Raw genomic sequence first — 23287 nt, forward strand, 5'->3', positions numbered from 1 at the left:
TACGAGCGGCGGCGTGACCCCGTACCATCGACGGGTGAGCGACCAGCTACTTGTGCGCGGTGCGCGCGAGCACAACCTCCGCAACGTCGACGTCTCCCTCCCCAGGGACAGCCTCATCGTCTTCACCGGCCTGTCGGGGTCGGGCAAGTCGTCGCTCGCGTTCGACACGATCTTCGCCGAGGGGCAGCGCCGCTACGTCGAGTCGCTGTCCTCCTACGCGCGCCAGTTCCTCGGGCAGATGGACAAGCCCGACGTCGACTTCATCGAGGGCCTGAGCCCCGCGGTCTCCATCGACCAGAAGTCGACCAACCGGAACCCCCGGTCCACCGTCGGCACCATCACCGAGGTCTACGACTACCTCCGCCTGCTCTACGCGCGCGCCGGCACCCAGTACTGCCCGGTCTGCGGGGAGCGGGTCACGGCCCAGACCACCCAGCAGATCGTCGACCGCCTCCGCGAGATGCCCGAAGGCACCCGGTTCCAGGTCCTCGCGCCCGTCATCCGCGGCCGCAAGGGCGAGTACACCGACCTCTTCTCCGAGCTGCAGGCCACCGGGTTCTCCCGGGCCCGCGTCGACGGCCAGGTCGTCTCGCTCGCGGAGCCGCCCGCGCTGGAGAAGAAGCTCAAGCACACCATCGAGGTCGTTGTCGACCGCCTCGTCGTCCGGGAGAGCATGCGCCAGCGGCTCACCGACTCCGTGGAGACGGCGCTGCGCCTGGCCGACGGGATCCTCGTCGTCGAGCTCGTCGACCTGCCCGAGGAGGACCCGGCGCGCGAGCGGCGGTTCTCCATCACCCGCGCGTGCCCCAACGACCACCCGCTCTCCCTCGAGGAGATCGAGCCGCGCACGTTCTCCTTCAACGCGCCCTACGGCGCGTGCCCGGAGTGCACCGGCATCGGCACCCGGCTCGAGGTGGACCCCGAGCTGGTCGTGCCCGACGACGAGCTCACCCTCGCCGAGGGCGCCGTCCAGCCGTGGGCCAAGACGTCCGCCGAGTACTTCCTGCGACTCCTCAAGGCCCTCGGCGAGGAGCTGGGCTTCGACGTCGACGTCCCGTGGCGCGCCCTGCCTGAGCGTGCCAAGAAGGCGATCCTCTACGGCAAGGACCACACCGTCCACGTGCGCTACCGCAACCGGTGGGGGCGTGAGCGCGCGTACTCCACGGGTTTCGAGGGGGCCATCGCCTTCATCGAGCGCAAGCACGCCGAGACCGAGTCGGAGTCCTCCCGCGACCGCTACGAGGGCTACATGCGCGAGATCGCCTGCCCGGTGTGCGGCGGCGCCCGGCTCAAGCCCGAGGTCCTCGCGGTCAAGCTCGCCGGCAAGTCCATCGCCGAGCTGTGCGACCTGCCCATCAACGAGGCCAAGGCGTTCCTCGACGCCCTTGAGCTCGGCCCCCGCGAGCAGGCCATCGCCGGCCAGGTACTCAAGGAGATCCACGCCCGCCTCGGCTTCCTCCTCGACGTCGGCCTCACCTACCTCAGCCTGTCGCGACCGGCCGGGACGCTCTCGGGCGGCGAGGCCCAGCGCATCCGCCTCGCCACGCAGATCGGCTCCGGGCTGGTCGGCGTCCTCTACGTCCTCGACGAGCCGAGCATCGGCCTGCACCAGCGGGACAACCGCCGGCTCATCGACACGCTCACCCGCCTGCGGGACCTCGGCAACACCCTCATCGTCGTCGAGCACGACGAGGACACCATCCGGGTCGCCGACTGGATCGTCGACATCGGGCCGGGCGCGGGGGAGGCCGGCGGCCACGTCGTCCACTCCGGCGACCTCGCCGGCCTGCTCGCCACCGAGGCCTCGATGACCGGGCAGTACCTGTCCGGGCGGCGCTCTATCCCGACCCCCCAGAAGCGGCGGGCGATCGACCGCAAGCGGCAGATCACCGTGGTCGGCGCCCGGGAGAACAACCTCACCGGCGTCAATGTCAGCTTCCCCATCGGCACCTTCGTCGCCGTCACCGGCGTCTCCGGCTCCGGCAAGTCCACCCTGGTCAACGGGATCCTCTACAACGTCCTCGCCAACGAGCTCAACGGTGCGCGCCGTGTCCCGGGCCGGCACCGCCGCGTCACCGGGCTCGAGGAGCTCGACAAGGTGGTCCACGTCGACCAGAGCCCCATCGGTCGCACGCCCCGCTCCAACCCCGCCACCTACACGGGCGTGTGGGACCACGTGCGCGCCCTCTTCGCGCAGACCACCGAGGCCAAGGTGCGCGGGTACGCCGCCGGCCGGTTCTCCTTCAACGTCAAGGGCGGTCGCTGCGAGGCGTGCTCGGGCGACGGGACCCTGAAGATCGAGATGAACTTCCTCCCCGACGTCTACGTCCCGTGCGAGGTGTGCCACGGCGCGCGGTACAACCGCGAGACGCTCGAGGTCCACTACAAGGGCAAGACCGTCGCCGACGTGCTCGACATGCCCATCTCCGAGGCCGCCGACTTCTTCGCCGCAGTCCCCAAGATCGCGCGCTACCTGCGCACGCTCGTCGACGTCGGCCTCGGGTACGTCCGGCTCGGCCAGGCGGCGACGACGCTCTCCGGCGGCGAGGCGCAGCGCGTCAAGCTGGCGTCCGAGCTCCAGCGCCGCTCCAGCGGGCGCACGGTCTACGTGCTCGACGAGCCGACGACGGGCCTGCACTTCGAGGACATCCGCAAGCTCCTCGAGGTGCTGCAGAACCTCGTCGACAAGGGCAACACCGTCATCGTCATCGAGCACAACCTCGACGTCATCAAGAACGCCGACTGGGTCATCGACATGGGTCCGGAGGGTGGCTCCGGCGGCGGTCAGGTGGTCGCCGAGGGGACGCCGGAGAAGGTCGCCGCCGTGCCCGAGAGCCACACCGGGCGCTACCTCGCCGAGATCCTCGACGCCGAGGCGACGCCGCGCCGGCGCAGCGCCTGACGCCGCGCGGGCCGGGCGTGGTGGCGCCGCTGGGGTGCCGCCGCGCTCGTCGTCGTGCGCGCCGATCGGCGACGGATGCTCGACAGCGTCGGTAACGTGACGTCATGGGAGCCCTTCACACGTACAACGTCACCGTCGACTGGACCGGGGCGGACGAGCGCGGGACGGCGAGCTACACCGCCTACTCACGCGACCACGAGGTGCGGGCCGAGGGGAAGCCGACGATCCTCGCGACGTCGGACCTCAAGGTCCGCGCCGACGTCAGCCGCTACCGGGTCGAGGAGCTCTTCGTCGGGGCGCTGTCGCAGTCGCAGATGCTGTGGTTCCTGCGCACCGCGGCGACCGAGGGCGTCGTCGTGACGTCCTACGTCGACCACGTCACCGGCACCATGCGGGTGGAGGGCAGCGGCGCTGGGCCGCTCGTCGAGGTGGTGCTGCGCCCCCGGGTCACCTACGCCGAGCCGATCGGCATCGAGGGCGCCGCGCGGCTGCACCGCACGGCGCGCGAGCACAATCACCTCGCCCGCTCGGTGAACTTCCCCGTCCGCGTCGAGCCGGTCGAGGCCGAGCAGATCTGAGCCGCGCCCGGGCAGGGCCGAACCGGCCTGGTCCGCTCGAGGTGGTCCTCACCCCACCCGCCACGGACCACGTCGGTGCACTGACATAGGCTCGATCCCATGGCCGACCCGTCCACCTACCGCCCGCGGCCCGGCGAGATCCCCGAGTCCCCGGGCGTCTACCGCTTCCGCGACGCCCACGGCCGGGTCATCTACGTCGGCAAGGCGAAGAACCTCCGGTCGCGCCTGTCCAGCTACTTCCAGGACATCACGGCGCTGCACCCGCGTACCCGGACGATGGTGACGACGGCGGCGTCGGTGGAGTGGACGGTCGTCGGCACGGAGGTCGAGTCGCTCGCGCTCGAGTACTCCTGGATCAAGGAGTACGACCCCCGGTTCAACGTCAAGTACCGCGACGACAAGTCCTACCCCTACCTCGCCGTCACCATGGGCGAGGAGGTGCCGCGGGTGCAGGTGATGCGCGGCGCGAAGCGCAAGGGCACCCGCTACTTCGGGCCGTACTCCCATGCCTGGGCGATCCGCGAGACGGTCGACCTGCTGCTGCGGGTCTTCCCGGTGCGCACGTGCTCCGCGGGCGTCTACCGGCGCGCGGAACGCTCCGGCCGGCCGTGCCTGCTCGGGTACATCGACAAGTGCTCGGCGCCGTGCGTGGGCCGCATCGACGTCGACGCCCACCGCGCTCTGGCCGAGGACTTCTGCGACTTCATGGCGGGGGAGACCGGCACCTTCGTGCGCCGCATCGAGCGGGAGATGAAGGCCGCCGCGGCAGAGCTCGACTTCGAGCGCGCCGCGCGCCTGCGGGACGACCTGGGCGCGCTCCGCCGCGTGGTGGAGAAGAACGCCGTCGTCCTCTCCGACGGCACGGACGCCGACGTCTTCGCGATGGCCTCCGACGAGCTCGAGGCGTCCGTGCAGGTGTTCCACGTGCGCGGCGGACGCGTGCGCGGCCAGCGGGGCTGGGTGGTGGAGAAGGTCGAGGACCTCACCGACTCCGAGGCGGTCGAGCGCCTGCTCCTCCAGGTCTACGGCGACGCCGGCACGGGGGAGGGCGGCACCACCGCCGTCCCGCGCGAGGTGCTCGTCCCGGTGCTCCCGCCCGACCCGGAGGAGATGGCCGCCTGGCTGCGCGGCCTGCGCGGCGCGAACGTCGCCGTCCGGGTGCCGCAGCGCGGGGACAAGCGCGCGCTGGCGGAGACCGTCCGGCGCAACGCCGAGCAGGCACTCGTCCTGCACAAGACCCGGCGCGCCGGGGACCTCACGAGCCGGAGCCAGGCGCTGCAGGACCTCCAGGAGGCCCTCGACCTGCCCGAGTCGCCGCTGCGGATCGAGTGCTACGACATCTCCCACATCCAGGGCCAGCACCAGGTCGGGTCGATGGTGGTCTTCGAGGACGGGCTGCCGCGCAAGGGCGAGTACCGCCGCTTCGTCGTCCGGGGCGAGGACGGCACCGGCGCGCGCGACGACACCGACGCCATGCGCGAGGTCCTCACCCGCCGGTTCCGGCACTACCGCTCCGAGCGCGAGGTCCCCGCCGACGGCGCCACGTCCGGCGCGAGCGGCGGGGTCGTCGGCGCGAGCGGCGCCGCCGTGGGCGCCCCGGCCGAACCCGTGGACGTCGGGTCCGTGGACGCCCCGGTGGACGACGACGGCCGCCCCCTGCGCTCGGGACCGGTGGACCCCAGCACCGGCCGACCCACCCGCTTCGCCTATCCGCCCAACCTCGTCGTCGTCGACGGCGGGCAGCCCCAGGTCGCGGCCGCCCAGCGCGTCCTCGACGAGCTGGGCATCGAGGACGTCGCCCTCGTCGGCCTCGCCAAGCGGCTGGAGGAGGTGTGGCTGCCCGGCGAGGACTTCCCGGTGGTCCTGCCGCGGACCAGCCCCGGCCTCTTCATGCTCCAGCGCCTGCGGGACGAGGCGCACCGGTTCGCCATCAGCCACCACCGCGGCCGCCGCTCCAAGGCGATGACCCGCTCCGCGCTCGACGACGTCCCCGGCCTCGGCCCCACCCGCGCGGCCGCGCTGCTCAAGGCCTTCGGGTCCGTCAAGGCGCTGCGCCAGGCGAGCGCCGAGGAGATCGCCGCCGTCAAGGGGGTCGGGCCGCGCACCGCCCAGGCCGTCGTCGACGCCCTCGCCGGGGCCAGCCCGACCAGCGCGGCCACGCCCGCCGACGCCGCCACGCCCGCCGACGCCGCCACGCCCGCCGAAGCCCCAGGCGCCGGCGCCGCCACGCCCGCCACCACGTCGGCGGAGGGGCCGTCCGCGGAGGAGCCCGTCGTCGTCGTGCGCGCCGACTCCGGGACCAGCCCGGGTGCCGCCGAGCCGGTCCCCGGGGAGTCGGCCGTTCCGGCCTCCACGGTCCGCCGGTGAGCGACGGGCTGCGGCCTGACGCACCGGGCTGGCATCCTGAGGTGGTGAACCCCCAGAGCACCCCCGACCACCACGACACGGAGGAGCCGGCGCCGACCACGGTTCCCCAGGGGATCCCCGCCCTGGACGAGTCGACCCGCCCGCCGTCCGCCGAGCGACCCGAGCTCCTCATCATCACCGGGATGTCCGGGGCGGGCCGCAGCCGCACCGCCACCGCGCTGGAGGACCTCGACTGGTTCGTCGTCGACAACCTCCCGCCGAAGATGCTCAGCGCGCTGGCCCGCATGATGACGGCCTCGGGCGGGGCGGTGCACCGCCTCGCGGCCGTCGTCGACGTCCGCAGCGGCGAGTTCTTCGCGGACCTCGTCTCCGTCCTCGGCGAGCTGCGCACGCAGGGCACCGACTACCGGATCATCTTCCTCGACGCCTCCGACGCCGAGCTGGTCCGCCGCTACGAGCAGGTCCGGCGCGCCCACCCCCTCCAGGGGGACGGCCGGATCATGGACGGCATCGCCGCGGAGCGGAAGCTCCTCACCGACCTGCGTGAGCGGGCCGACGTCCTCATCGACACCACCGACCTCACGGTCCACGACCTCGCCCGCACGGTGCGCGAGAAGGTCGCCGGGGAGGCGGAGCGACCGCTCAACCTCACGGTCCTCTCGTTCGGCTTCAAGTACGGCCTGCCGCTCGACGCCGACCACGTCGTCGACGTCCGGTTCCTCCAGAACCCCTACTGGGTCAACGAGCTGCGCCACCTCACCGGCCATGACGCCCCGGTGAGCCAGTACGTGCTCGACCAGCCCGGCGCCCGCGAGTTCGCCGAGCGGTACGTCGAGGCGCTCGTCCCCGTCCTCGACGGCTACGTCGCGGAGCTCAAGCCGTACGTCACCATCGCCGTCGGGTGCACCGGCGGTCGGCACCGCTCCGTCGCCATGACCGAGGTCATCGCGGAGAAGCTGCGCGCGCGGGGCCAGCAGGTCCGCACGCTCCACCGGGACGTGGGACGGGAATGACGCCCGGGACGGAACGAGAACGCTGGCCGGCGCGGGAGGACCGCGGCCCCTCCGTCGTCGCCCTCGGGGGCGGGCACGGTCTGTCCGCCACACTGAGCGCCCTGCGCTACGTCACCCAGAACCTCACCGCCGTGGTCACCGTCGCCGACGACGGCGGGTCCTCCGGGCGGCTGCGCCAGGAGCTGGGCATGCTCCCGCCGGGGGACCTGCGCATGGCGCTCGCCGCGCTCTGCGACGACACCGAGTGGGGCGAGACGTGGCGTGACGTGCTCCAGCACCGGTACAGCACCGACGGGCCGCTCGACAACCACGCCGTCGGGAACCTCCTCATCATCGCGCTGTGGGACATCCTCGGTGACGAGGTCGCCGGCCTGGACTGGGTGGGCCGCCTGCTCGGGGCGCGCGGCCGCGTCGTGCCCATGGCGGCGGTCCCGCTCGACATCGAGGCCCGCGTGCGCCGCTCGGACTCCGAGGCGCCGCGCGTGGTGCGCGGCCAGTCCCGGGTCGCGGTGACGAGCGGGCAGATCGAGTCCGTCCGGGTCCTGCCCGAGGACGCGCCCGCCTGCCCCGAGGCGGTCGCCGCGATCCGCGCCGCCGACTGGGTCGTCCTCGGCCCCGGGTCCTGGTACACCTCCGTCCTCCCGCACCTGCTCGTGCGCGAGCTCGCCGAGGCGCTCGAGACCACCCCGGCCCGGCGGGCCCTCACGCTCAACCTCTCGGCCCAGGTGGGGGAGACCGACGGGATGAACGCCGCCGACCACCTGCGCACCCTCCGCGAGCACGCCCCGAACTTCCGGCTCGACGTCGTCATCGCCGACCCCACCGTGGTCGAGGACCTCGACGAGCTCACCGTCGCGGCCGAGGAGAGCGGCGCCACACTGCTCCTGCGGCAGGTCGGCGCCGGCGACGGAACGCCGCGCCACGACCCGCTGCGGCTCGCCGGCGCGTACCGGGACGCCTTCGAGGGGTTCCTGGGCGACGTCGGGAACCGGGCCGGGTGAGTGGGAGGATGGCCGCCATGTCGTTGACCGCTGCCGTGAAGGATGAGCTCGCGCGCCTGCGCGTGGACAAGGTCTCCGCCCGAAAGGCCGAGATCGCCGCGACCCTCCGGTTCGCCGGCGGGTTGCACATCATCTCGGGGCGGATCGTCATCGAGGCGGAGCTCGACACCGTTATCGCCGCCCGGCGCCTGCGCCAGGCGATGTCCGAGGTGTTCGGGCACAGCAGCGACGTGATCGTCGTCTCCGGCGGCGGGCTGCGCCGCGGCAAGCGGTACGTCGTGCGCGTCGTCAAGGACGGGGAGGCGCTGGCCCGCCAGACCGGGCTCCTCGACGGCCGCGGACGCCCCGTGCGCGGCCTGCCCCCGCAGGTGGTCTCGGCCGGACTCTCCGAGGCCGTCGCCGCCTGGCGCGGTGCCTTCATCGCCCACGGCTCGCTCACCGAGCCGGGGCGCTCGAGCGCGCTGGAGATCACCTGCCCCGGGCCCGAGGCGGCGCTCGCGCTCGTCGGGGCGGCGCGCCGGATGGACATCTCCGCCAAGGCGCGCGAGGTCCGCGGCGTCGACCGCGTCGTCATCCGCGACGGCGACGACATCGCCGCCATGCTCACCCGGATGGGCGCCCACGACGCGCTCATGGTGTGGGAGGAGCGCCGGATGCGCCGCGAGGTGCGCGGGACCGCCAACCGGCTGGCGAACTTCGACGACGCCAACCTGCGCCGGTCCGCCCGGGCGGCCGTCGCCGCCGGGGCCCGCGTCGAGCGTGCCTTCGAGATCCTCGGCGACGACGTCCCCGAGCACCTCCTCCAGGCCGGTCGCCTGCGCCTGGACAACAAGCAGGCCAGCCTCGAGGAGCTCGGCGCCCTCTCCGACCCGCCGCTCACCAAGGACGCCGTGGCCGGGCGGATCCGGCGCCTGCTCGCCATGGCGGACAAGCGCGCCCGCGAGCTGGGGATCGCCGACACCGAGGCCGTCCTCACCCCGGACATGCTCGACCTGTAGGTCGCGCGCTCTCTCGGCCGGTCGCGCGCCGGACCGTCCCGTGGACGGGTCGTGGGGACGGCGTGCCAGCACCGATAGCATTGGGCTACCAGGCATTCGGGGCGTCGCGGAGGTCGGACCTTTGTCCTCTGCGACGTATGTGTGCCCGGTGTAGCGTGGGGACAGCTGGAGGGACACCGCTTCGCGGAGACCTGGACCAGCGCGCCCCTGGCGCAGACCAACATTCACGACGACTTGCGTGCGCCGGTCGGCGCACATCAGGAGGAACACTGTGACCATCCGCGTCGGCATCAACGGCTTCGGTCGGATCGGACGAAACTTCTACCGGGCCGTTCTGGAGTCCGGAGCGGACATCCAGGTCGTGGGCGTCAACGACCTCACGGACAACAAGACCCTCGCGCACCTCCTCAAGTACGACTCGATCCTCGGCGTCCTGCCCAAGGACGTCAGCTTCGGCGAGGACACCATCACGGTCGGCGACAACACCTTCAAGGCGCTCGCCGAGACCGACCCCACCAAGCTCCCCTGGGGTGAGCTCGGCGCGGACATCGTCATCGAGTCCACGGGCCGCTTCACGGACGCCGCCAAGGCCGGCGCCCACATCGAGGCCGGCGCCAAGAAGGTCATCATCTCCGCGCCCGCCAAGAACGAGGACGCGACGTTCGTCATGGGCGTCAACCACACGGACTACGACCCGGCGAAGCACAACATCATCTCCAACGCCTCGTGCACGACGAACTGCCTCGCGCCGCTCGCCAAGGTGCTGAACGACGAGTTCGGGATCGTCCGTGGCCTCATGACGACGATCCACGCCTACACGGCCGACCAGAACCTCCAGGACGGCCCCCACAAGGACCTGCGTCGCTCGCGCGCCGCGGCCCTCAACATGGTCCCGACGACGACCGGTGCGGCCAAGGCCGTCTCCCTCGTCCTGCCCGAGCTCAAGGGCAAGCTCGACGGCTACGCCATGCGCGTCCCGGTCCCGACCGGCTCGGCCACCGACCTCACCTTCACCGCGGAGAAGGAGGTCTCCGTCGAGGCCATCAACGCCGCGATGAAGAAGGCCGCCGAGAGCCCCGAGTGGGCCGGCATCCTCGCCTACACCGAGGACCCGATCGTCTCCAGCGACATCGTCACGGACCCGCACACCTCGATCTTCGACGCCGGCCTCACCAAGGTCATCGGCGACCAGGTCAAGGTCGTCTCCTGGTACGACAACGAGTGGGGCTACTCCAGCAGCCTCGTCAAGCTCGCCTCGTACGTCGGCGAGCGTCTCTGACCTAGCTCCCACCGATCGCCGGACGTCCGCGTGCGCAGCTCACCGCTCGCGCACGCGGACGTCCGTGCGTTGAGAGTCCGACCTGAGGAGGAACCGCTGTGAAGACCATCGAATCCCTGGGCGACCTGCGCGGTAAGCGCGTGCTCGTCCGCTCCGACTTCAACGTGCCGCTCGACGGCACGACCATCACCGACGACGGCCGCATCCGCGCCGCCCTCCCGACGCTGACCGCCCTGGTCGACGCCGGTGCGAAGGTCATCGTGACCGCGCACCTCGGCCGTCCCAAGGGCGCGCCGGAGGACAAGTACTCTCTGGCGCCTGTGGCCGCCCGCCTCGGCGAGCTCCTCGGCTCGCCCGTGCGCCTCGCCAAGGACACCGTCGGCGAGGACGCCAAGGCCACCGTCGCCGCGCTCGGCGACGGCGAGGTCGCGCTGCTCGAGAACATCCGCTTCGACCCCCGCGAGACGTCCAAGGACGACGCGGAGCGCGGGGCCCTGGCCGACGAGCTCGCCGCGCTGGCCGACGCCTACGTCTCCGACGGGTTCGGCGTCGTCCACCGCAAGCAGGCCTCGGTGTACGACGTCGCCGAGCGGCTCCCGCACGCCGCCGGCCGGCTCGTCTTCGCCGAGATCGACGCCCTGAGCAAGGCGACCGGCGACCCGGAGCGGCCCTACGCCGTCGTCCTCGGAGGCTCGAAGGTCTCCGACAAGCTCGGGGTCATCGGCAACCTCCTCACCAAGGCGGACCGCCTCCTCATCGGTGGCGGCATGGTCTTCACCTTCCTCGCGGCCAAGGGCTACGGCGTCGGCACCTCCCTGCTCGAGGAGGACCAGATCGACGCGGTCAAGGGCTACCTCGCCCAGGCCGAGGAGAACGGCGTCGAGATCGTCCTGCCCGTCGACATCGTCGTGGCGTCCGAGTTCAAGGCGGACTCCCCGGCCGAGGTCGTCCCCGCCGACGCCATCCCCGCGGACAAGATGGGCCTGGACATCGGCCCCGAGTCCGCGAAGCTGTTCGCCAGCAAGATCGCCGACGCCAAGACGATCGTCTGGAACGGTCCGATGGGCGTCTTCGAGTTCCCCGCCTTCGCCGAGGGCACCAAGGCCGTGGCACAGGCCATGCAGGACGGTTCGGGCTTCAGCATCGTCGGCGGCGGCGACTCCGCCGCGGCCGTGCGCAAGCTGGGCTTCGACGAGTCCAAGTTCGGCCACATCTCCACCGGTGGTGGCGCCAGCCTCGAGTTCCTCGAGGGCAAGGTCCTGCCCGGTATCGCTGTCCTGGAGGACTGAAATTTCATGACGAACACCCGTACCCCGCTCATGGCGGGCAACTGGAAGATGAACCTCGACCACCACGAGGCCACCCACCTCGTGCAGAAGCTGGCGTGGACCCTCAAGGACGGCGGGCACAAGTACGAGGACGTCGAGGTCGTCGTCGTCCCGCCGTTCACGGACCTGCGCTCCGTGCAGACCCTGGTCGACGGCGACAAGCTCGGCATCCGCTACGGCGCGCAGGACGTCTCCGCGCACGACAAGGGCGCGTACACCGGGGAGATCTCGGCGACGATGCTCGCCAAGCTCGGTGTCGACTACGTCGTCGTCGGGCACTCCGAGCGCCGCCAGTTCCACGCCGAGGACGACGCCCTGGTGGGCGCCAAGGCCCGCGCCGCGCTGGGTGGCGGCATGGTGCCGATCATCTGCGTCGGTGAGGGCCTCGAGGTGCGCAAGGCGGGCGACCAGGTCGCCTACACGCTCGCGCAGGTCGACGGCGCCTACGACGGGATCGACGCCGAGCAGGCGGCCAAGACCGTCATCGCCTACGAGCCCGTGTGGGCCATCGGCACCGGCGAGGTCGCCACGCCCGAGGACGCGCAGGAGGTCTGCGGAGCCATCCGCGCCCGCCTGGCCGAGCTGTACGACGACTCCGTCGCGCAGGCCGTCCGCGTGCTCTACGGCGGCTCCGTGAAGTCCTCGAACGTCGCGGCGATCATGGCGAAGCCGGACGTCGACGGGGCGCTCGTCGGCGGGGCCAGCCTCGACGCCGAGGAGTTCGCGAAGATCGCGCAGTTCCAGAAGGCCTGAGCAGCGTCCCCTGGGCCGTGCCCAGGAGGTGCTCGACCGCGGCGCCGTCCCTTCGGGGGCGGCGCCGCGGTGCGTTTCGGGTGGTGCTTTTCCGCAGGCGGTGCGCGACGCGCCCGTCTCATTTGTCGATGTAGTGCCGTGACGGCGCGTCCATCGCCTATCCTGAGTCCCGGCCCGGCCATCAACAACGAAGGAGCCACGTCCACGTGGATGCTCTGCGGATCAGCCTGCAGGTCCTACTGGTCCTGACCAGCGTCTTCCTCATGCTCACGATCCTCATGCACAAGGGGAAGGGCGGCGGCCTCTCGGACATGTTCGGCGGCGGCATCTCCAGCAGCATCGGCTCGTCCGGCGTGGCGGAGCGGAACCTCAACCGGATCACGGTGGGCGTCGCGCTCGTGTGGGGGACCGCCGTCGTCCTCCTCGGCCTCATCCAGTCCACCAGCGCCTGAGGGGCTGGGGACATGGCTGGAGGTAGCGCGATCCGCGGCTCACGCGTCGGCGCGGGCCCCATGGGCGAGGCCGAGCGGGGCGAGGCAGCCCCGCGCGTGCGGGTCTCGTACTGGTGCATCAACGCGCACGAGACGCGCCCGAGCTTCGCGCAGGAGCCGGAGATCGTCGTCCCCGAGGTGTGGGACTGCCCGCGCTGCGGGCTCCCCGCGGGCCAGGACAAGGACGCGCCGCCCGCGCCCCCCAAGAACGAGCCGTACAAGACGCACCTCGCGTACGTGAAGGAGCGCCGCACGGACGCCGACGGCGCCGCGCTCCTCGACGAGGCCCTCGCCGCGCTGCGCGCCCGCCGCGGCGGCTGAGCCCGCTCGGGCCGCCGGCTTGCCGACGCCCCCACCCACCCCCGCGAACGCACCTATGGGTGAGATTGCAGTGCTCATAGCGCTGGGATCTCACCCATAGCGTCGTTTCGGGCCACTTTGCGCCGTCGGACACGCGCACGGTGCGGCAGCCAGGCACTCGGGCCGTGGCCGGCTCCCCGGCTCCCCGGCCCGCCGCCCCCGCATCTCGCGCTTGTGGGTGAGATTGCGGTGCCCATAGCACTGGGACCTCACCCATAGATGGCTTATCTGCTGGGTGCCTTATCTGCCGACCGCGCATCGCGGGCCGCACGGTGTCGGCCGCCCGCGCCACCCGCGCGACTGCAGCGCTTGGGCGACCTGCCGCGCCGTCGCGCAGGGGTTTCCTGCGACGTGAGCCCACCGGTACCGGAGGGTGAGATCACTGGTGGCGACGAGCGCGGCGTTGTCGCGCCACACGTCGGAGTCGGTGCGGCCGCCCGGATGCGCGACCTGGCCGTCGAGCTCGACGCGTACCCCTCGTCCTCGATAGAGGGAGTCGGCTCGGATCCAGAGCCCGTCGAGGAGCTGGCGTACCTGGAGGACGGAACGGGGCAAGCGGTGCCGCCGCTCGACGTCCCGGCGGTAGCGGTACTCCAACGGTGACTCGATGCCTGCTTCGACGGCCCCAAGAATCTCGGTGAGGAGCGAGCGGTGCCGGAGCCGCTGCCGGTCCTCGAGGACTTTGCGCACGTACGCGATGTGGACGTGGCGGAGCGCTTCGCGTGCGAGCCGGACGACCTCGTCGACGTCGCCCGAGGTGGCCGCGATGTCGATGAGCGTGTCGGCGGCGTTCGTCGCGGGAATCCGCCCGAAGCACATCGGCATGACCCGGCGACGGCGGATGACCATGCCGGGCTGGGGGGCGGGTTGGCGGTGGTGCGGGACGCTCACCTCTATTGGCCGCGGTGCGCGGTTGATCATGCCGAGGCTGTAGCCGGCACTCCGGTGGCTCAAGGCCGCGCCCTTGCCCGCATAGAGCAGTCCGGCGAACGCGGTGGCACTCCAGGACGGCTCGCCCGTGAAGCTGAGATACACGCCCGGGTGGATCCGCACCCACCGCTGAGCCGCGAGCTGCGTGCGGATCCAGTTGTCGTCGCCTCCGAGGCGGCGCACCTGGTCGCGGGAGATCGCGCCGTACTGGTGTTGGGCCACCGCCTGGAGGCGGTGTGACTCCGGGGTCATCAGGCCAGCGTGGCCGTCGCCCGCGCGGCACACCGGCCCGCGGCTGCGGCTCTGGGGATTACTCAGCACGGTGCGGGCCTGTGGACGACGGCGGACGCTCGTCAGAGGTGGTCGCTGCTGGGGGCGTGTTACCCGCGGGCGAGGCAGAGCGCTGGGCGGCGGCGCCGGGCGGGTGTGGCGATCAATGGGGGAGATCGTGGTGCCTATAGCGCTGCGATGTCACCCATTGAGGTGGGGTTAGGCGGCTTGGCGTGGAGGCGCCAGCTCGAGACGCCGGGGCAACTCCGGGGCTCCGGGGCTACGGGCTCGGGGCAAGGCGGACCGTGCGGTACGGCGGCGCGGGCCGGTGTGGGCATCAATGGGGGAGATCGTGGTGCCTATAGCGCTGGGATGTCACCCATAGCGTCGTTTTGGGGGGACGTTGCGCCGTCGGGCATGTGCGCCGTGGGTGGGCGCGTCCGGCGCCCGCGCGGCGGCCCTCGCGGCTCTGGCGGCCGGGGCGCCTCAGCTCGCCGCGACGCCCGCGGCGGCTGCGTCGACGAGCCAGAGGGTGAGCTGTCGCCCGTGGACCGCGCCCGCGGGCGCCTCCTCGACCGGTGCCCCGCCGAGCGAGGCCGCCACGGCCTCGGCCTTGCCCTCGCCCGCGGCCAGCAGCCACACCTGCCGGGCCGAGCACAGCGTCGGCAGCGTGAGGCTCACGCGCAGCGGCGGCGGCTTGGGGGAGTCGCGCTCGGCCAGCGCGCCGAGCGCGGTGACGCCCAGCGACGCCTTCCCCGGGAACAGCGACGCCACATGCGCATCCGGCCCCACCCCGAGGAGCACGACGGCGAAGTCCGGCACCTCGGCCCCGTCCGCAGCGTGGGCGCGCAGCTCCGCGCTGTACGCGGCCGCCGCCTCCTCGGGCGACGCGACCGCGTCCGGCCCCGGTACGACGTGGATGTTCTCCGCGGGTAGCGGGACGGCGTTGAGCAGCGCGGAGCGGGCGTGCGTCTCGTTGCGCTCGGGGTCGCCGGTGGGCGCGAACCGCTCGTCGCCCCACCACACGTGGACGCCGGTCCAGTCGACGGCGGTGCGCAGCGGGTCGGTCCCCGCCGCCCGGAGCATGGCCGTGCCGCTGGTGCCGCCCGTGAGGACGACGTGGACGGGCGTCGTCACCGACTGGGCGTCGAGCAGGGTGAGGAGGAAGCGCGCACCGGCGGCGCGGGCCAGGAGGTCGGCGTCGGGGTGGACGACGACGAGGCGCGGTGCGGGATCGGGACTCACGGGGCCTCCAGCGTGGACGGGACCTCGAGCGCGGACAGCCCGGCGGTGAGTGCGCGGCCGTAGACCTGGTCCGGGTCGAGGCGCCGGAGCTCCTCGATGAGGCAGTCCTCCACCGAGCGCAGCGGGAGGTTGATCCGCTGGTCGGGCCGGCCGGGCCGGGTGAGCATGGCGACGGACGAGCCGGGCTCGCGGCGGAGCCGGATCGTCCCGCTGGCGCGCTCCAGCTCGACCATGGTGATGGCCTCGCAGGCCTCGGCGCGGACCTCGGTGGGCACGCCCAGCCGCTCGGCGAGCCACGCCGCGAGCATGTGCACGGACGGACGCTCGTGCGCGCCGCTGACCCGCACGGCCGTCACCGGCTCGTGCGGCGGCTCGTCGAGCGCGGCCGCGAGCAGCCCCCGCCAGAGGGTGACCCGGGACCACGCGAGGTCGGTGTCGCCCGGGGCGTAGCCGTCCTTGAGGCGGTGCAGCCCGGCGAACGGCTCCGCCGACGCGGTGACGTCGGTGATCCGCCGCTGGGCCATGGCACCCACCGGGTGCGTCGACGGGCTGGCCGGCGGCGAGTCCGGCCACCACGCGACGACCGGTGCGTCGGCGAGCAGCAGCGGGATGACGAGGGTGTCGGGCTCCAGGGCGGCGTCGCCGCTCGCCTGGAGGATGATGACCTCGCTGGCCCCGGTCTCCCCGCCCACCCGGATCTGCGCGTCGAGCTGCGCGGGCCCGCTCGCGCCGGTCGGCAGCAGGACGATGATGCGGCAGGGGTGCTCCCGGGACGCGCCGTCGGCGGCCCGGACGGCGCGGTCGACGACGTCCTCGGAGCCGGCGACGATGACGAGGGTGAGGACCCGCCCCAGGGCGGAGACGCCGCCCGCCTCGCGCACCCGCGCCAGGCGCGTGCTCACGGCGGCCGATGTGGTGGCCTGCATGGTGACGATCATGAGTTCCTCCCGCCGCTCACGGCATCCGCCAGGTGTTGCCGTCACGCGCGAGCATCTCCTCGGCGCTGCGCGGTCCCCACGAGCCCGGCCGGTACGGCTCGGGCGGGCCCGACGTCGCCCAGTGCGCCGTCACCGGGTCGAGGATCTCCCAGGACAGCTCCACCTCCCGCTGGCGCGGGAAGAGCGGCGGGTCGCCGAGCAGCACGTCGAGGATGAGGCGCTCGTAAGCCTCGGGAGAGTTCTCCGTGAACGCATGGCCGTAGCCGAAGTCCATGGTGACGTCCCGGACCTCCATGGCGGTACCGGGGACCTTGGCGCCGAACCGGATGGTGACGCCCTCGTCCGGCTGGACGCGCACCACCAGGGCGTTCTGCCCGAGCTCCTCGGTCGCGCCGAGCGCGAACGGCAGGTGCGGGGCGCGCTTGAAGACGACGGCGATCTCCGTCACCCGCCGCCCGAGGCGCTTGCCGGCGCGCAGGTAGAACGGGACGCCGGCCCAGCGCCGGGTGTCGACCTCGAGCCGCAGCGCGGCGTAGGTCTCCGTCGTCGAGCCCTCGGGGATCGCGTCCTCCTCGAGGTAGCCGCGCACCTGCTCCCCGCCCTGCCAGCCCGCGGCGTACTGGCCGCGGGCGGTGGTGGTGTCGAGGTCGGCGCCGAGGCGGACGGCGGAGAGGACCTTCTCCTTCTCCGCCCGCAGCGCCTCCGGGTCGAAGGAGACGGGCTCCTCCATGGCGGTGAGCGCGAGCAGCTGGAGGAGGTGGTTCTGGATGACGTCGCGGGCGGCGCCGATGCCGTCGTAGTAGCCCGCGCGGCTGCCGATGCCGATGTCCTCGGCCATGGTGATCTGGACGTGGTCGACGTAGTGCGCGTTCCAGATCGGCTCGAAGAGCTGGTTGGCGAACCGCAGGGCGAGGATGTTCTGGACCGTCTCCTTGCCGAGGTAGTGGTCGATCCGGAAGACCGAGTCCTCGGCGAAGACCTGGGAGACCACCTCGTCCAGCTCCTTCGCCGAGGCGAGGTCGTGGCCGAACGGCTTCTCGATGACGACGCGGCGCCACGTGTCCGACGGCGCCTTCGACAGCCCCGAGCGGGCAAGCTGGGCGCACACGACGGGGAAGGAGCTCGGCGGCACCGACAGGTAGAACGCGTGGTTGCCGCCGGTGCCCCGCTCGGCGTCGAGGTCCGCGACGGTGCGCGCGAGCTGGTCGAACGCGGCGTCGTCGTCGAACTCGCCCTGGACGAACCGGAACCCGGAGGCCAGGTGCTCCCAGGTGCGCTCGTCGAAGGGCGTGCGGGCGTGCTCGCGGACGGCGTCGTGGACGATCTGGGCGAAGTCGTCGGTGGACCAGTCCCGCCGGGCGAACCCGGTGAGGGCGAATGCCGGCGGCAGCAGGCCGCGGTTGGCGAGGTCGTAGACCGCCGGCATGAGCTTGCGCTTGGCCAGGTCGCCGGTGACGCCGAAGATGACGAGACCGCAGGGGCCGGCGATCCGCGGGAGGCGGCGGTCCTCCGGGTCGCGCAGGGTGGCGCTCATCGGGCGGGTCCGGCGAGGACACCGGCCAGCCACGCGAGCGCCTCGGAGGTGGTGGCGTGCAGGCGCAGGACCGGCCGGCCCTCCTCGGTCAGGACGCGGGCGTCGCCGGCGGCCTGGGCGGAGATGAGGGTGGCGAAGTCGAAGTCGCGGCCGGGGATCTCGACCCGCGCCTCCGGCTCGCCGGTGACCTGGAGGAACACGCCCACCGGCGCCCCGCCCTTGTGGAGCTGGCCCGTGGAGTGGAGGAACCGCGGCCCCCAGCCGAACGTCACCGGCCGCCCGGTGCGGGCCGCCAGCGCGGCGCGCGTGCCGCCGAGGAGCTCGGCGGGCCGGCCCTCGCGGTCGAGGTAGGCCATGACGGCGACGTAGCCGTGCTCGGGGTCGAGCGTGTCGAGGAGCGCCGCGACGGCCTCGTCGACCGTCTCGACGCCGGACAGGAGCGCGGAGGACCCGCGCACCTCGACGCCGGAGTCGGCGAACGCCGGCGGCTCGGGCGCGGGCGTGGACTCGAGCAGCCCGCGGGTGGCCTCCTTGGCCGACTCGACGTTGGGCTGGTCGAACGGGTCGATCCCGAGCAGGCGCCCGGCGATGGCGACGGCGTGCTCCCAGAGGAGGAACATCGCGCCGAGGCCACCGGCGACGGTGACCTCGGTGGCGTCGAGGACGCCGGCGGCCCACTCCTCGAGGTTGGCGTTCTCCAGGTCGACGTCGTCGGGCGACGGGGCGGTGCCCTCGACGCCCTCGCCGGCCAGCGGGCACAGCGCGACGGGCAGGACGTCGGCGGCGAGGTGGGTGAGCTCGGGGGCCTGGTCGTCGGCGACGACGGGCAGCAGACCGGTGCCCTGCTTGCCGGTCGACTCGGCGACGAGCTGCTCGGCCCAGTCACCGAAGTGGAACAGGCCGGAGCCGACGTCGGTGATGACGATCTTGTCGCGCAGCGGCTGCGTGCCCGCCAGCGCGGCGCCGAGGACGAGCGCCGGGTTGGCCTCGGTGTCCTCCGCGAAGAACGGGGCGACGGCGGCCGCCTCGTCGAGCAGGGCGGCGACGTCGACGCCGGCGAGGGCGCTGGGGACGAGGCCGAACGCCGTGAGGGCGGAGAACCGCCCACCCACGTGCGGGTCGGCCTCGAACACGGCGCGGTAGCCGGCCTCGGCGGCGGTCGCCGCGAGCGGCGAGCCCGGGTCGGTGACGACGACGATGCGGCTGGCCGCGTCGATCCCCGCCTCGGTGAACGCGGCCTCGAAGGCGCGCCGCTGGGAGTCGGTCTCCACCGTCCCGCCCGACTTGGAGGAGACGACGAGGACGGTGCGAGCGAGGTCGCCACCCAGCGCCCGGGCCACCTGGTCCGGCTGGGTGGAGTCGAGGACGACGAGCTGCGCGCCCGCGGTGCCGGCGATGACCTCGGGGGCGAGGGACGACCCGCCCATGCCGGCGAGGACCACGCGGTCGACGCCCTCCTCGCGGAGCTCCTCGCAGAGCGCCTGGAGCGGCTCGAGCAGCGCGCGGGACGTCTCGTGGAGCGCCGTCCAGCCGAGCCGGACGGAGGCCTCGGCCTCGGCGTCGGGGCCCCACAGCGTGGCGTCCTGCGCGCTGAGGCGCGAGGCGACCGCGTCGGCGACGAGGGTCGGCACGTGCTGGCTCACCGCGTCGGCGGCGGACCCGGTGGCGCTGACCATGACGACGGCCGAGTCCTCCTCGCCGGCCCAGGTGACGACGGCGTTGACGTTCTCGTGGTTCACAGTGCTCCCTCGTTGCTGCGGTACTGGTGGAGGCCGGCGGCGACGCGCTCGGTGAGCGCGTCCCAGCTCGCCTCGAACTTGGCGACGCCCTCGGCCTCGAGCCGGGTCATCACGCCGTCGTAGGACACGCCGAGACGCTCGAGGTCGTCGAGCACCTCGCGGGACGCCTCGTGGGTGCCGCGGACGGTGTCCCCGGTGATGTGCCCGTGGTCGGCGACGGCACGCAGCGTCACCTCGGGCACCGTGGTGACGACACCGTCGGTGACGAGCCCGTCGACGTACAGGGTGTCGGGGTAGGTGGGGTCCTTGACGCCGGTGGACGCCCACAGGGGCCGCTGCGGGTGGGCGCCCGCCCCGCTGAGCTCCTCCCAGTGCGGGGTGGAGAAGATCTCCTCGTAGGCGTGGTGGGCGAGGCGGGCGTTCGCCAGGGCGACCCGCCCCCGCAGCGCCGCCGCCTCGGGCGTGCCGATCCCGTCGAGCGCCTCGTCGACGGCGGTGTCCACCCGCGAGACGAAGAACGAGGCGACCGAGCGGATGGTGGACAGGTCGATCCCGGCGCGCAGCGCGTGGTCGAGGCCGTCGAGGTAGGCGCCGGCGACCGCGCGGTACCGGTCGAGGGCGAAGATCAGGGTGACGTTGACGCTGATCCCCTCGGCCGTGGCCTGGGTGATCGCCTGCAGCCCCGCGGCCGTGGCCGGGATCTTCACCATGAGGTTGGGCCGGTCCACCGTGGACCACAGCAGCCGGGCCTGGGTGAGTGTGGCGTCGGTGTCGTGCGCCAGGCGCGGGTCCACCTCGAGGGACACGCGCCCGTCCCGCCCGTCGGTGGCGGCGTAGACGTCGGCGAGCAGGTCGCACGCCTGGCGGACGTCGCTCGTGGTGATGGCGGTGACGGCCTCGTCGACGCTCGCCCCGGACGCCGCGAGGGCGCGCAGGTCGTCGTCGTAGGAGGGGTCGTCGGCGAGGGCGGCGGCGAAGATCGACGGGTTGGTCGTCACGCCGACGACGTGGTCGTCGCGCACCAGGGCGCGCAGCCCGGAGGGCCCGGTGCTGCCGAGCCGCTCACGGGAGAGGTCGTCGAGCCAGATCGCGACCCCGTGCGCGCTGAGCGCGCCGAGCCGGTCCGTGCCCGCGGTACCCGTCGCGGTCTCGGGAACCGTCGCGGGCACCGCGGGCTCGACGCCCGTCGTGGGCTCGTCGCCGCCACTCGCCGGCGTCGTCACTTGGGCAGGTCTCCCGTACCGCCGGGGGAGGCCTCGGCGCCGGAGCCCGGGTCGGCGTCGCCGCGGGCCGCCGCGAGGGACTCGCGGGCCTTGGCGACCGTGGCCTCGGCGGTGATGCCGAACTCCTCGTAGAGGCGCTGGTAGGCAGCCGAGGCGCCGAAGTGCTCGAGGCTGACGCAGCGGCCGGCGTCGCCGACGATCTCGTGCCAGCCCTGGGCGATGGCGGCCTCGATGGACACGCGGGCCTTGACCGTGGGCGGCAGGACCGCGTCGCGGTACTCGTCGTCCTGCGCGTCGAACCACTCGCGGCACGGCATGGAGATGACGCGGGTGGGGACGCCGTCGGCCTCGAGGCGCTCCCGGGCGTCGAGCGCGATCTGGACCTCGGAGCCGGTGGCGACGAGGAGGACGTCCGGGCTGCCGGTGCTTGCCTCGGCGAGGACGTAGGCGCCACGGGCGGCGCCGTCCGCGTTGGCCAGGGCGGTGCCGTCGGCCGCGCCCGTCCCGCGTGCCGGGTTGGGCACGTCCTGGCGGGTGAGGATGAGGCCGGCGGGGCGCTCGGTCTGCTCGAGGATGGTCCGCCACGCGACGACCGTCTCGGCGGCGTCGGCGGGGCGGACGACGTCGAGGCCCGGGATGGCGCGCAGCGCGGCGAGGTGCTCGACCGGCTGGTGCGTGGGGCCGTCCTCGCCGAGGCCGATGGAGTCGTGCGTCCACACGAAGGTGGACGGGATGCCCATGAGGGCGGCGAGGCGTACCGGCGGGCGCATGTAGTCGCTGAACGTGAGGAACGTGCCGCCGTAGGGGCGCGTGAGCCCGTGGATGGCGATGCCGTTGAGGATCGAGCCCATGGCGTGCTCGCGGATGCCGAAGTGCAGCGTCCGCCCGTAGCGGTGGCCCGGGAACATCTCCGAGGACCGCTCCTCGGGGAGGAAGGACGGCTCGCCCTTCATCGTCGTGTTGTTCGAGCCCGCGAGGTCCGCGGAGCCGCCCCACAGCTCGGGCAGCGTCCCGGCGAGGGCGCTGAGCACCTCCCCGGAGGCCTTGCGGGTGGAGACGGCCTTGTCCTCGGGGAACGTCGGCAGCGCCGAGGTCCAGCCCTCGGGCAGGCGGCGCTCGGCGAGCCGGTCGAGGAGGGCGGCGCGCTCCGGGTTGGCCTCGCGCCACGCGGTGTAGGCCTTGGTCCACTCGTCGCGGGCGGCGGCCCCGCGGTCGCGGACGCTGCGCACGTGGGCGAGGACGTCGTCGGCCACCTCGAAGGTGGCGTCGGGGTTGAAGCCGAGGTGGTCCTTGAGGGCGCGGACCTCGTCGGCGCCGAGGGCGGAGCCGTGGATGGCGCCGGTGTTCTGCTTCTTGGGGGAGGGCCAGCCGATGATGGTGCGCAGGGCGATGATCGACGGGCGGCCGGTCTCCGCGCGGGCCTCGTCGAGGGCGGCGGAGAGGGCGTCGACGTCCTCGGTGTAGCCGGTGCCACCCTGGGTGAAGTCGACGCGCGAGGTGTGCCAGCCGTAGGCGGCGTACCGGGCGAGGACGTCCTCACCGAAGGCGATCGTCGTGTCGTCCTCGATGGAGATCCGGTTGTCGTCCCAGATGACGACGAGGTTGCCCAGCTGCTGGAGCCCGGCGAGGGAGCTGGCCTCGGAGGTGACGCCCTCCTGGAGGTCGCCGTCGGAGGCGATGACGTAGATGGTGTGGTCGAAGGGGCTCGCGCCGGGCGCCGCGTCGGGGTCCAGCAGGCCGCGCTCGCGACGGCTCGCCATGGCCATGCCGACGGCGTTGGCCAGGCCCTGGCCGAGCGGGCCGGTGGTCACCTCGACGCCGTCGGTGTGGCGGTACTCGGGGTGGCCGGGGGTGAGGGAGCCCCAGGTGCGCAGGGCCTGGAGGTCGGACAGCTCGAGGCCGTAGCCGGCGAAGTAGAGCTGGACGTACTGGGTGAGCGCGGTGTGGCCGGCCGAGAGGACGAACCGGTCACGTCCGAGCCACAGCGGGTCGGCCGGGTCGTGGCGCATGACCCGCTGGTAGAGCAGGTACGCGGCCGGGGCGAGGCTCATGGCGGTGCCGGGGTGGCCGTTGCCGACCTTCTCCACGGCGTCGGCGGCGAGCACGCGCGCCGTGTCCACAGCGCGGCGGTCCAGGTCGCTCCACTCGGCGGGGTTCGCGTTCACTATCTCTCCTCCTCGACGGGCGGGCTCAGACACTTCGCGCGCCCTTGTGACGCGCGCCGCCCCATCTCCGACCCTAGTGTCCCGTAGGGCGCGCTGCCCGGGCGCGAAGGCCCACACTGCGGGCCTGGCTACCCTGGCAGAAGCGCTGGTCCGGTGGTGTGAGATTGCCCCAC

18 protein-coding genes are annotated in these 23287 nt (G+C 73.1%); 11 read left to right on the top strand and 7 right to left on the bottom strand.

Annotated features, from left to right (window positions below):
- Nucleotides 1-34 precede the first annotated feature (34 nt).
- From uvrA to EBO36_RS06470, 11 genes are all read left to right on the top strand, one after another.
- Nucleotides 35-2902, top strand: coding sequence for an excinuclease ABC subunit UvrA (gene uvrA, locus EBO36_RS06420; protein WP_222928783.1), 2868 nt, complete (start codon nucleotides 35-37; stop codon nucleotides 2900-2902).
- Nucleotides 2903-3006: 104 nt separating this feature from the next.
- Entirely contained in the window at nucleotides 3007-3480 is a 474-nt protein-coding gene (locus EBO36_RS06425) for an OsmC family protein (protein WP_122823879.1), read from the top strand.
- Between the two features lie 99 nt (nucleotides 3481-3579).
- Nucleotides 3580-5847 carry an excinuclease ABC subunit UvrC gene (gene uvrC / locus EBO36_RS06430; protein WP_122823880.1) on the top strand — a complete coding sequence of 756 codons (2268 nt, stop codon included), beginning with the start codon at nucleotides 3580-3582 and terminating at the stop codon, nucleotides 5845-5847.
- A gap of 44 nt (nucleotides 5848-5891) precedes the next feature.
- On the top strand, nucleotides 5892-6860 hold the full coding sequence (gene rapZ, locus EBO36_RS06435) for an RNase adapter RapZ (RefSeq protein WP_122823881.1): 969 nt from the start codon (nucleotides 5892-5894) through the stop codon (nucleotides 6858-6860).
- Entirely contained in the window at nucleotides 6857-7861 is a 1005-nt protein-coding gene (locus EBO36_RS06440; RefSeq protein WP_122823882.1) for a gluconeogenesis factor YvcK family protein, read from the top strand. The genes rapZ and EBO36_RS06440 overlap by 4 nt, the downstream gene beginning before the upstream one ends.
- Nucleotides 7862-7878: 17 nt before the next feature.
- Nucleotides 7879-8859 (top strand): DNA-binding protein WhiA, encoded by a 981-nt coding sequence (whiA, locus tag EBO36_RS06445; protein WP_122823883.1) that lies wholly within the window; start codon nucleotides 7879-7881, stop codon nucleotides 8857-8859.
- A gap of 271 nt (nucleotides 8860-9130) precedes the next feature.
- Nucleotides 9131-10138: a type I glyceraldehyde-3-phosphate dehydrogenase gene (gap, locus tag EBO36_RS06450; protein ID WP_122823884.1), complete on the top strand. Its 1008-nt coding sequence runs from the start codon at nucleotides 9131-9133 to the stop codon at nucleotides 10136-10138.
- 98 nt (nucleotides 10139-10236) lie between these two features.
- Nucleotides 10237-11427, top strand: a complete 1191-nt coding sequence (locus tag EBO36_RS06455) for a phosphoglycerate kinase (RefSeq protein WP_122823885.1) — start codon at nucleotides 10237-10239, stop codon at nucleotides 11425-11427.
- A gap of 6 nt (nucleotides 11428-11433) precedes the next feature.
- Nucleotides 11434-12219: a triose-phosphate isomerase gene (gene tpiA, locus EBO36_RS06460; protein WP_122823886.1), complete on the top strand. Its 786-nt coding sequence runs from the start codon at nucleotides 11434-11436 to the stop codon at nucleotides 12217-12219.
- A 206-nt stretch (nucleotides 12220-12425) separates the two neighbouring features.
- Nucleotides 12426-12671 carry a preprotein translocase subunit SecG gene (gene secG, locus EBO36_RS06465; protein ID WP_122823887.1) on the top strand — a complete coding sequence of 82 codons (246 nt, stop codon included), beginning with the start codon at nucleotides 12426-12428 and terminating at the stop codon, nucleotides 12669-12671.
- Nucleotides 12672-12683: 12 nt separating this feature from the next.
- Complete coding sequence (locus EBO36_RS06470; protein ID WP_122823888.1) at nucleotides 12684-13031, top strand: RNA polymerase-binding protein RbpA; 348 nt, start codon at nucleotides 12684-12686, stop codon at nucleotides 13029-13031.
- Nucleotides 13032-13310: 279 nt separating this feature from the next.
- On the opposite strand, the gene EBO36_RS06475 is transcribed toward EBO36_RS06470, so the two are convergent.
- The 7 genes from EBO36_RS06475 to tkt form a co-directional block, all read right to left on the bottom strand.
- On the bottom strand, nucleotides 13311-14252 hold the full coding sequence (locus EBO36_RS06475; RefSeq protein ID WP_164471384.1) for a hypothetical protein: 942 nt from the start codon (nucleotides 14250-14252) through the stop codon (nucleotides 13311-13313).
- Between the two features lie 504 nt (nucleotides 14253-14756).
- Nucleotides 14757-15515, bottom strand: coding sequence for a 6-phosphogluconolactonase (gene pgl, locus EBO36_RS06480; protein WP_122823890.1), 759 nt, complete (start codon nucleotides 15513-15515; stop codon nucleotides 14757-14759).
- Nucleotides 15512-16441, bottom strand: coding sequence for a glucose-6-phosphate dehydrogenase assembly protein OpcA (locus tag EBO36_RS06485; RefSeq protein ID WP_465253910.1), 930 nt, complete (start codon nucleotides 16439-16441; stop codon nucleotides 15512-15514). Before EBO36_RS06485 ends, pgl begins: the two co-directional genes overlap by 4 nt.
- 28 nt (nucleotides 16442-16469) lie before the next feature.
- On the bottom strand, nucleotides 16470-17987 hold the full coding sequence (gene zwf, locus EBO36_RS06490; protein ID WP_122823892.1) for a glucose-6-phosphate dehydrogenase: 1518 nt from the start codon (nucleotides 17985-17987) through the stop codon (nucleotides 16470-16472).
- Entirely contained in the window at nucleotides 17984-19663 is a 1680-nt protein-coding gene (locus EBO36_RS06495; protein WP_122825495.1) for a glucose-6-phosphate isomerase, read from the bottom strand. The genes zwf and EBO36_RS06495 overlap by 4 nt, the downstream gene beginning before the upstream one ends.
- Before the next feature lie 59 nt (nucleotides 19664-19722).
- On the bottom strand, nucleotides 19723-20895 hold the full coding sequence (gene tal, locus EBO36_RS06500) for a transaldolase (protein WP_122825496.1): 1173 nt from the start codon (nucleotides 20893-20895) through the stop codon (nucleotides 19723-19725).
- A gap of 50 nt (nucleotides 20896-20945) precedes the next feature.
- Nucleotides 20946-23114, bottom strand: coding sequence for a transketolase (tkt, locus tag EBO36_RS06505; protein WP_244925379.1), 2169 nt, complete (start codon nucleotides 23112-23114; stop codon nucleotides 20946-20948).
- Nucleotides 23115-23287: the final 173 nt, after the last annotated feature.

It is taken from the genome of Georgenia faecalis, assembly GCF_003710105.1.
Classification (GTDB): Bacteria; Actinomycetota; Actinomycetes; order Actinomycetales; family Actinomycetaceae; genus Georgenia_A; species Georgenia_A faecalis.

Bases quoted from the DNA above. Each gene is read 5' to 3' on its own strand.
- EBO36_RS06470 (WP_122823888.1), top strand. From the start codon at position 12,684: ATGGCTGGAGGTAGCGCGATCCGCGGCTCACGCGTCGGCGCGGGCCCC.
- EBO36_RS06440 (WP_122823882.1), top strand. From the start codon at position 6,857: ATGACGCCCGGGACGGAACGAGAACGCTGGCCGGCGCGGGAGGACCGC.
- EBO36_RS06425 (WP_122823879.1), top strand. From the start codon at position 3,007: ATGGGAGCCCTTCACACGTACAACGTCACCGTCGACTGGACCGGGGCG.
- whiA (WP_122823883.1), top strand. From the start codon at position 7,879: ATGTCGTTGACCGCTGCCGTGAAGGATGAGCTCGCGCGCCTGCGCGTG.
- EBO36_RS06495 (WP_122825495.1), bottom strand. From the start codon at position 19,663: ATGGTCAGCGCCACCGGGTCCGCCGCCGACGCGGTGAGCCAGCACGTG.
- EBO36_RS06475 (WP_164471384.1), bottom strand. From the start codon at position 14,252: ATGACCCCGGAGTCACACCGCCTCCAGGCGGTGGCCCAACACCAGTAC.
- uvrC (WP_122823880.1), top strand. From the start codon at position 3,580: ATGGCCGACCCGTCCACCTACCGCCCGCGGCCCGGCGAGATCCCCGAG.
- zwf (WP_122823892.1), bottom strand. From the start codon at position 17,987: ATGAGCGCCACCCTGCGCGACCCGGAGGACCGCCGCCTCCCGCGGATC.
- EBO36_RS06485 (WP_465253910.1), bottom strand. From the start codon at position 16,441: ATGCAGGCCACCACATCGGCCGCCGTGAGCACGCGCCTGGCGCGGGTG.
- tpiA (WP_122823886.1), top strand. From the start codon at position 11,434: ATGACGAACACCCGTACCCCGCTCATGGCGGGCAACTGGAAGATGAAC.